The sequence below is a fragment of the Marinococcus halophilus genome (assembly GCF_002265875.1).
In the GTDB taxonomy this organism is placed as follows: domain Bacteria; phylum Bacillota; class Bacilli; order Bacillales; family Marinococcaceae; genus Marinococcus; species Marinococcus halophilus.
In genome coordinates this window covers 78,201-87,253 of record NZ_NPFA01000012.1, presented here as the reverse complement: position 1 = coordinate 87,253, position 9,053 = coordinate 78,201, and the positions used below count along the sequence as shown (strand labels likewise).

The following is a 9,053-nucleotide window of genomic DNA, read 5'->3' as shown; positions in this document are numbered from 1 at the left end:
AAAGCATAACGGTGGATCGGGGCAAAGAATTCGCCTGTTTTCCCGCCCTCGAAGCCCGGGGCGTGCCCGTCTATTTCGCCGACCCCTATGCCGCCTGGCAGCGGGGAACCAATGAAAATGCCAACGGCCTTCTGCGGGAATTTTTCCCAAAGGGTATGGATTTAGCCCGCCTCAGCCGGCAGGAAGTGGACGACGTCACCGGACTGATTCATCGGCGCCCCAGAAATTGTTTACATGGGAAGACCACGGAAAATGTGTTTCATGAAGAAGTGTTGCGCTTAAATTGACAATCTAAGTTAAATATTTAAATTTATAAGCAAAAAAATAGCTGAAAATTAAAAAGATGGTTGGTAATATGTATTATTACACGTATAATTGAATAAAGAAAATAATTCCAGTAAACAGTGACTATTTAATTGCTTTTTTTACAAAAAATATCGAAGGCAGGGACAATATGAAAAAAAAGTTAGGCATTTGGACCTTATCAGCAGTATTAACTGTTGTTTCAGGACTTACTGTGGCAGAAGCAAAAGCAGAAGAAGGAAACGAACACGATTTGGCGACGATGACGGCCGGCGGGCATACATTAACCCTCGCAGGCAGCATGCCGCGCTTTACATATGACTCAGGGCTGGATTTCAGCTACCCTGAAGAGGGAGTTAAAGGAATATATGTGACCGGTCACTCGGCGGGCGGCGCTCGAATGGATAAGTTAATTGATCTTATTGACTCCACGGATCTGAACGCCATGGTAATAGATATTAAAGACGATCACGGGAATTTAACATTCAGCGTGCCGGAAGGCTCGGAGCTTCCTGATATAGGGAAAAATATGATCAAGGACCCCGAAGCCCTGATGAAAAAACTGGAAGAACATAATATCTACCCAATCGCCCGTATCACTACCTTTAAGGATAATGTGCTTGCCAAAAAGCACCCGGAATATTCCTATCAGACAGCTGGGGGAGCTACGTGGTCGAATGGAAGCGGCCATATGTTTACTAACCCGTTCATGAAAGAAGTATGGGATTATAATCTTCAAATAGCAGAAGAAGCGGCGAAGCTCGGTTTTCAAGATATCCAGTTCGATTACATTCGTTTTCCGGAAGGGTTCGAAACACGGGATGACCAGCTCACTTACTCTACTGGCGACTATGACAATGGGGATGACAATGTGCAGGAAAGAGTAGACGCCGTTACAGATTTTGTCGCCTATTCTGAAGAGACGCTTCAAACAAAGTATAATGTAAATGTCTCAGCAGATATCTTCGGTTATTCAGCTACCCAGGAACGGGCTCCGGGTATCGGCCAGGATTTCCGGCTGATTTCTGAAAATGTAGACGTTATCAGCTCCATGATCTACCCAAGCCATTGGGGGAGCGGTTATTTTAATATTGATAAACCAGACAAGCAGCCGTATGAGGTGATCGATGCTTATGCAAAGGCAGAAACAAAGATTTTATCAAGTCTCGAAGAGCAGCCGATAACCCGGCCGTGGATTCAGGATTTTACTGCAAGCTATTTAGGAAGCGGTAATTATCTTCATTATGGAAGCACTGAAGTGGAGGCGCAGATTCAGGCGCTGCAGGATAACGGCATTGAAGAGTACCTGCTGTGGGACGCCCAGAATTCTTATTCCAAAGGTACAGACTATACGCCGTAAAAAGAAAATCAAAGGAGCGGGGGATGAAAACCGCTCCTTTTTGCTGTGCGCACGAGTGTGAAAGAGTAAATGCAACAACATTTCTCTTTGGGGCTTGTATATAGGAAAGAGCGCCTTCAGAAAGCTTAAATAAGTACTGAAGACACTTACTATATACCAGGTTTCGCGTTATAATATACTTAACACAAATTTGGGGGTCATTATGTCTAAACTAAACTGGTACGAAAAATTGAACCAATACTTTCCAGTTGAAGAGATGAAATCAAAAAAGCATATGGAAGTTCTGCTGGATGAAAAAGGTGATATTTACCATAAGGATGAGGGACCTCGCCATGTTATGATGTATGTAGAAACCGAAGAATTTGTTTTTATCGACTACCTGCTGGTAGCGAAGGAAGCTAGAGGAGAAGGAGTCGGACAGAAATTACTTGATAGCCTTAAAAGTAAGAATAAACCGATAATTTTAGAAGTGGAACCCCTTGATTATGAAGAAAGTGACACAGCGAAACGGTTTCGTTTTTATGAAAGAGCCGGGTTCCGGCAGGCGAAATCCATCGGCTACAGCAGAATTTCTCTGGCAACAAATGAAGTGAACACGCTCGAAATTTTGTATTGGTCGCCGGACGATGCCTCAGAAGAAGTTATTTATGAAAAAATGAAGCATACGTACAAAAACATTCATACGTACAAAGACGAAGAAATCTATGGTAAAGCGTATCAGGATGTGACTGAAGTGCTCACGTATGATAACAAAGATGAATTAAAGAACGCTTAGAAAGGAGGGCGAAGCGGTATGAAAAATGCAGTTGCAAAAAAACGCAGAAAAATGAAAAGAGAAGTGCTGCGGGATATGCTTAAAAAGAATCTCAAGGGCCTGAACAAAGAAAAATCGCCCGAAAAGGGCGTTCCAACTCCTTCAAGACACACCGCTTAATACAATGGAAGCGCAGCTCAGACGGGCTGCGTTTTTTATATGCCGTAAGGTTTGAGAGGCTGGTTGAGGTGGAACAATCCTTAATGTAAAGAAAATAGGAGGGTTCCTAATGCAGACACATCAACTGTATATCAATGGAGAATACGTAAACGGATCCAGCGATGAATATATTGAAATTGAAAACCCGGCGACGGAAGAAACCATTTCGCGTACGGTAAAAGCGACAAAAGAAGACGTGGATAAAGCTGTTGCTGCCGCATCTGCAGCCCAAAAAGGATGGGAACTGACACCAAATATCGAACGCGGTAATATTGTCCGCGCTCTTGGAGATAAAATTGAAGCAAACAAAGACCGCTTTATTGATCTTCTGCAGGAAGAGCAGGGCAAGGATTACGGACTTGCGAGCGGTGAAGTGGAACTTGCTATTGATTATTTCCGCTACATGTCCGAGTGGGCAAGAAGAATTGAAGGAGAGATTCTTCCGAGTGATCGGGAAAATGAGAATATTTTCATTTACAAAAAACCGATAGGAGTCGTCGGAGGCATTGTGCCTTGGAATTTTCCAGTATTTATTTTAGCCAGGAAAGTAGCCACGGCTTTGGTGACCGGCTGTACAATTGTCCTGAAGCCGAGTCAGCAGACACCGAACACAGCCATTGAATTCACGAAAATCATTGACGAAATGGATGAAGTGCCAAAGGGCGTCTATAACCTGATTACAGGTACAGGCTCGGAAATAGGCAACGCCCTTGCTTCTCATGAAAATGTAGATATGATCACAATGACAGGCAGTGTGCCTGCAGGAACAAAAGTAATGGAAGCTGCGGCGCAGAACATTACAAAAGTGAATCTGGAGCTTGGCGGGAAAGCCCCAGCCATTGTAACAGCAAACGCAGATATCGAGACTGCAGTGAAGCATATTACAACCTCCAGGCTTGCCAATAATGGCCAGGCCTGCACGAACGCAGAACGGGTGTATGTGCATGAAAGCATAGCTGAAGCATTTACCAAGCGCCTGCAGGAAGCGTTTGAACAAAAAACAATGGGGGATCCGCGTGCCTCTAAAGATGCAGACGTCGGTCCGCTCGTAAGTAAAGATCGCCTCGATGAAGTGCATGCGATGGTGGAAAACGCTAAAAAATCTGGAGCGAAAGTAGTAGCTGGCGGTGAACAGGGTGACCAGAATAAAGGTTATTTTTATAAGCCGACGGTAATCAGCAACGCCCGTCATGACATGGAAATTATGCAGGAAGAAATATTTGGGCCGGTTATTCCTATCGATACGTTCCAAACACTTGATGAAGCAATAGAAAAAGGCAATGACACTGTGTTTGGCCTTTCCTCTTCTGTGTACAGTGAAGATATGAATGAAATTATGAGAGTAGTGAACGAGCTGCGTTTTGGCGAAACGTATGTTAATCGGGAAAACTTTGAAGCTGTGCAGGGCTATCACGCCGGTTTTCGCAAATCCGGACTCGGAGGCGCCGATGGCAAGCATGGGGTGGAAGACTTTCTGGCCACACATGTTGTGTATATGCAGTATAATAACGAAAAAAATTAAAGAAATTTGGCTGGAGGGTGAACCTTCAGCCATTTTCTAACGTATGTATAGTAAGGGTGGAAACAATTGAATGATTTGTTGAAAAACAAAGCAAGTAATTGAGAATCGTTCATTCAAAATAAAAAGTGAACAGTTTAGATGAATTGTCACAAAACGTTAACAAATTAAACGCTTATAAAGTTTTAAAACCATGATGAAGAGGTATAAACAGAGTATTGCTAAATTAAAGTCCAAAAGTATAGTTGTTCACAAACTAATTAAAACCTCTTTTCAAATTAGAATAATTATTGTATAATAAGCTTGTGACTAAAAAGCAGAGAATATTATACGTTGTTTTCGCCCATTTTAATCCCAATAGTTGGGGAAGGAGAGATTTGTTAACATGGTGACATTGCTTACATCTCCAAGTTGTACATCCTGTCGGAAAGCGAAAGCATGGTTGGACGAACACGAGATTGCTTATAATGAAAGAAATATTTTTGCAGAACCTTTAACTGTGGATGAAGTAAAAGAAATCGTCCGCCTTACAGAAGACGGCACAGACGAAATTGTCTCCCGTCGTTCGAAGGTTTTTCAGGAATTAGACGTAGAAATGGAGAATCTTCCATTGCAGCGCCTTTTTCAATTAATCAGCGAACATCCCGGTCTCCTCAGAAGACCGATCATCTATGATGATAAACGACTGCAGGTAGGATATAATGAAGCTGAAATCCGTCGTTTCCTTCCAAGAAAAGTCCGTACTTTTAACTTGATGGAAGCGCAAAAAATGGTAAACTAAAAAGAAAGAAAAATTTCGGCGCCGGTCGGAATTTTTCTTCTTTTTATAATTACGCTTTGTTTTGCTAAAATGAGTTTCATTCCTTGACATGAGTGTGATTTTATCTGAAAATATAAAACCAAACCAGTGTTATATTATTGATGCTCCGCTCCCTCAACGAACGTTGCATCCTGGGATGAGCACAACTCACAAAGGGTCTAATACGGTGCTGTGATTAAAAGGATTACTATATGTTATTGTTAGGGTATAGTATTTTATAGTAGTCAGAAAACCGACCCTAGCTTGAGGAGGGAGAAAAATAGTGGAAATCGAAAGAATCAACGAGTCGACAGTGAAGTTTTACATTACGTACACGGACATCGAAGACCGTGGTTTCGATCGGGACGAGATTTGGTATAACCGTGAACGTGGAGAAGAATTATTCTTTGACATGATTAATGAAGCTCACGACTTAGAAAATTTTGAAATAGAAGGCCCGTTATGGATTCAGGTACAGGCACTCGACCAGGGCATGGAAATTGTTGTAACTAGAGGACAAGTGACTGATGGAAATGTGAAGCTTGAAATTCCGGTTTCAGAAAACAAAGAAGAAGCTCCGGTAGACGATAACATCGTAGATATGCTTGACGAACAATACCGTTCGTCAAAATCAGACAGAAATGGGTCGCTTGAGTCTGAGGATTTGGAAATCGTTATTTCGTTCCAGGATATGGAAGATCTAATCAGCTTGAGTAAAGCTTTTCATGTATCGGATGTGCACAATGAAGTATACTTCTTTGAAAACCGGTATTATCTTTATTTAGTATTTGATCAGCGTTATACAGAAGATGAACAGGACAATATGGTAAGCCACGTGCTGGAATACGGAAATGAATCAGATCTATCCATTTTCCGTATACGTGAGTATGGTACAACGATTGCCTCTGAACACGGTCTTCAGACCTTTAACGAAAACTTCTCATAAGTGTGTATCCCTAAGAGACTGGCGTGTGGCGCTGGTCTTTTATTTTTTTATAAAATCCCCTGCATGTCATTCCCCTGAAAGGCAGATGCTCATGTTTAATGCCCTTACCTCAGAGGGCCGGGCAATTTCAAGCCTGGATCCTTTCATTCACCCCCCGTACTACTGCCCGGATTGTCATCATGAATTACAACTGCGTAAAACCCGAACCACCCGTCCCCATTTCGTTCATTCCCGAAATGCGGATTGCATCCAAGTTTTTGGAGAGTCGGAGGGACATACACAAGGAAAAGCTTTGCTGGCAGACTGGCTCAAAGGCCAGAACCTCTCGCCCATTATGGAAAAACAATTACCAGAAGAAGGACGAAGAGCAGATGTATTCGTGCAATGGGCGGGTAACAACGTGGCTATAGAGATGCAGAGAAGCGCGATTTCTTCGTCATTGCTTTTGGACAGAAGCCGTACATATACAGGCAGCAGGATCCTGCCACTGTGGATTTTTGATTCAAACCTGGTCCAGCGAAAAAGCAATGGACGCTGGTTTTGGAATGAAGCGGTGTGGGGTTCGGTGTTTTCTGGATATTTTAATGCGGTGCCTGTACTGAAGTGGTCTTCCCAGGAACTTCTAATTGTACAGCCATTTTTTGAAACCTCGCCTAATCGCATCGCAGCAAGAGCGTCAAGATTCCCGTTATCAGCTATTAAGCTGCCGCATTTTTTCACTCCCATGAACCTGCCCTTCGATGGTTACCGTGAAATACTTGCCCATAAATATAAATGGCGCTATACCTCTCGCCGATTTGCAGGATGCGGGCAGTATTGGGCCGGTTTGGAGATATATACGCGGTTTCTTTCCCACATCAGTATGCATCCTGCCGAATTAGGATGGCCGACACCGTATTGTTACGTTTTTCAGGGGCCGCCCCTCCTGTGGCAGACGCTGCTGTTTTACCGGGTTATTTACCAAAAAGGCGCTGCCTTAAAAAATATTTTAGCTTCTGTACAGGAGGATCCAATGCTCGCGCCTTTGATACGTCCGGGTCTTCGTTCGGAGGTGTATATGCACCAGGCGGTATGGCACTTTTTGCAGTGGCTTAAGGACCGGAAGGCGGTCTGTTTTCACAACGGCCGCTGGCATGTAAAAAAAGAGCTTCTGCCCGAAGTTTCGGTGGAAACAGGATGGTCGAAGGACCGCAGTTTCGTCAAAATGTTTACAGTCTTTCTCAAAAAGCTTGAAACAGAAAAACGATTCATTGGTACAACTGGAGATAGTTCGATACAATAGGAGTTAAAGATAAAGGGAGGTGCATTCCATTGAGTTCATCTGCTGTAGAACAATTGCCAAAACGCGAAGAAATCAGTGAACAGTATAAATGGAATTTAGAGGATATTTTTTCAAGTAACGAAGAATGGGAAGAGGAATTTAAACACATTCAAAGCTTAATTCCAGCGATCGAGTCGTATAAAGGGCGTCTTGGAGATTCAGGCCATATGCTGTACGAAGCATTGCAGCAGCAGGATAAAATTACTGAGCGGTTCAGCCGTTTATTTGTTTACGCGCATATGCGCTATGATCAAAATACAAACGAATCGCTGTATCAGGGAATGGAGGACCGGGCAAGAAGACTGGCGAGCCAGCTTGGGCAGGCGACGGCTTTCCTTGTGCCGGAAATATTGACGATACCGGAGAAAACGATTAAAGCTTTTTATGATGAGGAGCCCGAGCTGCGCCTGTATGAACACGCTCTCGATGCCATCAATAAAGAACGCCCGCACGTGCTGACAGAATCTGAAGAAGCATTGCTCGCACAGGCTTCAGAAGTGATGGCAGTGCCTGGGAACACCTTTGGCATGCTTAATAATGCAGATTTGGAATTTCCGTCCATAAAAGATGAGAACGGCAACGATGCCCAGGTGACGCATGGGCGCCTGCTGAACTTTTTGGAAAGCGACGATCGGCGTGTGCGCGAAGAAGCCTTTAAAGCTGTCTACAGCACATACGGCCGGTTTAAAAATACGATTTCAAGCACGCTTGGCGGCCAGGTGAAAAAGAATACGTTCAATGCGAGTATACGTAAATACCGTTCGGCGAGGGAAGCGGCGCTAAGTAATAATCATATCCCGGAAAAGGTTTATGACCAGCTGATTTCGACTGTTCATGATTATCTGCCGCTGCTTCACCGCTATGTTAAGCTGCGCAAACAGGTGCTTGAGCTTGATGAGATTCATAACTACGACCTGTATACGCCGCTAGTCAAAGATATTGATATGAAGATGACATATGAAGAAGCAAAAGAAACCGTGCTTAAAGCGCTCGAGCCGCTGGGAAAAGAATATACAGAAACAATTGCCGGAGGATTTGAAAGGGGCTGGGTGGACGTTTATGAAAATGTTGGAAAACGAAGCGGTGCGTATTCTTCCGGCGCATATGGCACGATGCCATACATTTTGATGAACTGGCAGGACAGTGTTAATAATGTGTATACGCTTGCCCATGAACTCGGGCATTCGATGCATAGCTATCTGACTCACCAAAACCAGCCGTATCCTTATGCGGATTACACCATTTTCGTGGCGGAGGTGGCTTCTACTGTAAATGAAGCGCTGCTTACCCGTCATTTGCTCGAACAAACAACAAACAAAACGGAAAAAGCGTATTTGTTGAACCAGTATCTTGAAGGTTTCCGGGGCACGGTTTTCCGCCAGACGATGTTTGCCGAGTTTGAGCAGTTAATTCATGAAAAAGCGGAAGCAGGGGAGGCATTAACTCCGGATTTGTTAAATTCTCTTTATTATCAGTTAAACGAGCAGTACTTTGGTCCGCACATGACGCTTGATGATGATATTGCGCTTGAATGGGCCAGAATACCCCATTTTTATATGAACTTTTATGTATATCAGTACGCTACCGGCTACAGTGCAGCAGCTGCTTTGTCGCAGCAGATCGTAGAGGAAGGAGAGCCTGCGGTAGAACGCTACCTCGAGTTCCTTAAATCCGGGAGTTCAGATTATCCGATTGAAGTTCTGAAAAAAGCGGGGGTTGATATGACTACTTCGACACCGATTGAATTAGCTATGAAATCCTTTGAAGACACGTTGAATGAATTAGAAGAATTGCTGCTTCAATAAAAATTAGCGGAGATGTTTTAGAGCATC

9 protein-coding genes are annotated in these 9,053 nt (G+C 43.6%); all 9 read left to right on the top strand.

Translation table 11 applies throughout. The features are described from left to right. A partial coding sequence (locus CHL76_RS12620; protein ID WP_143747462.1) for an IS30 family transposase occupies positions 1–287 on the top strand: 287 nt, incomplete at its 5' end. Between the two features lie 167 nt (positions 288–454). Further along, positions 455–1,663 carry a putative glycoside hydrolase gene (locus tag CHL76_RS12615; protein WP_094908756.1) on the top strand — a complete coding sequence of 403 codons (1,209 nt, stop codon included), beginning with the start codon at positions 455–457 and terminating at the stop codon, positions 1,661–1,663. Positions 1,664–1,865: 202 nt separating this feature from the next. Continuing rightward, complete coding sequence (locus CHL76_RS12610) at positions 1,866–2,438, top strand: GNAT family N-acetyltransferase (protein ID WP_094908755.1); 573 nt, start codon at positions 1,866–1,868, stop codon at positions 2,436–2,438. 18 nt (positions 2,439–2,456) lie between these two features. Then, on the top strand, positions 2,457–2,597 hold the full coding sequence (locus CHL76_RS17225; protein ID WP_022795166.1) for a hypothetical protein: 141 nt from the start codon (positions 2,457–2,459) through the stop codon (positions 2,595–2,597). Positions 2,598–2,706: 109 nt separating this feature from the next. After that, a complete protein-coding gene (aldA, locus tag CHL76_RS12605; RefSeq protein WP_094908754.1) occupies positions 2,707–4,158 on the top strand; it encodes an aldehyde dehydrogenase in 1,452 nt (483 codons plus the stop codon). A gap of 382 nt (positions 4,159–4,540) precedes the next feature. Next, entirely contained in the window at positions 4,541–4,936 is a 396-nt protein-coding gene (gene spxA, locus CHL76_RS12600; protein WP_022795164.1) for a transcriptional regulator SpxA, read from the top strand. 301 nt (positions 4,937–5,237) lie between these two features. Beyond that, a complete protein-coding gene (mecA, locus tag CHL76_RS12595; RefSeq protein WP_079475899.1) occupies positions 5,238–5,900 on the top strand; it encodes an adaptor protein MecA in 663 nt (220 codons plus the stop codon). Continuing rightward, entirely contained in the window at positions 5,806–7,182 is a 1,377-nt protein-coding gene (locus CHL76_RS12590) for a competence protein CoiA (protein WP_079475900.1), read from the top strand. Before mecA ends, CHL76_RS12590 begins: the two co-directional genes overlap by 95 nt. A gap of 29 nt (positions 7,183–7,211) precedes the next feature. Then, a complete protein-coding gene (pepF, locus tag CHL76_RS12585) occupies positions 7,212–9,026 on the top strand; it encodes an oligoendopeptidase F (RefSeq protein WP_307725202.1) in 1,815 nt (604 codons plus the stop codon). The last annotated feature ends 27 nt before the right edge of the window (positions 9,027–9,053 follow it).

Bases quoted from the DNA above. Each gene is read 5' to 3' on its own strand.
- spxA (WP_022795164.1), top strand. From the start codon at position 4,541: ATGGTGACATTGCTTACATCTCCAAGTTGTACATCCTGTCGGAAAGCG.
- CHL76_RS12615 (WP_094908756.1), top strand. From the start codon at position 455: ATGAAAAAAAAGTTAGGCATTTGGACCTTATCAGCAGTATTAACTGTT.
- CHL76_RS12610 (WP_094908755.1), top strand. From the start codon at position 1,866: ATGTCTAAACTAAACTGGTACGAAAAATTGAACCAATACTTTCCAGTT.
- CHL76_RS12590 (WP_079475900.1), top strand. From the start codon at position 5,806: ATGAATCAGATCTATCCATTTTCCGTATACGTGAGTATGGTACAACGA.
- CHL76_RS17225 (WP_022795166.1), top strand. From the start codon at position 2,457: ATGAAAAATGCAGTTGCAAAAAAACGCAGAAAAATGAAAAGAGAAGTG.
- aldA (WP_094908754.1), top strand. From the start codon at position 2,707: ATGCAGACACATCAACTGTATATCAATGGAGAATACGTAAACGGATCC.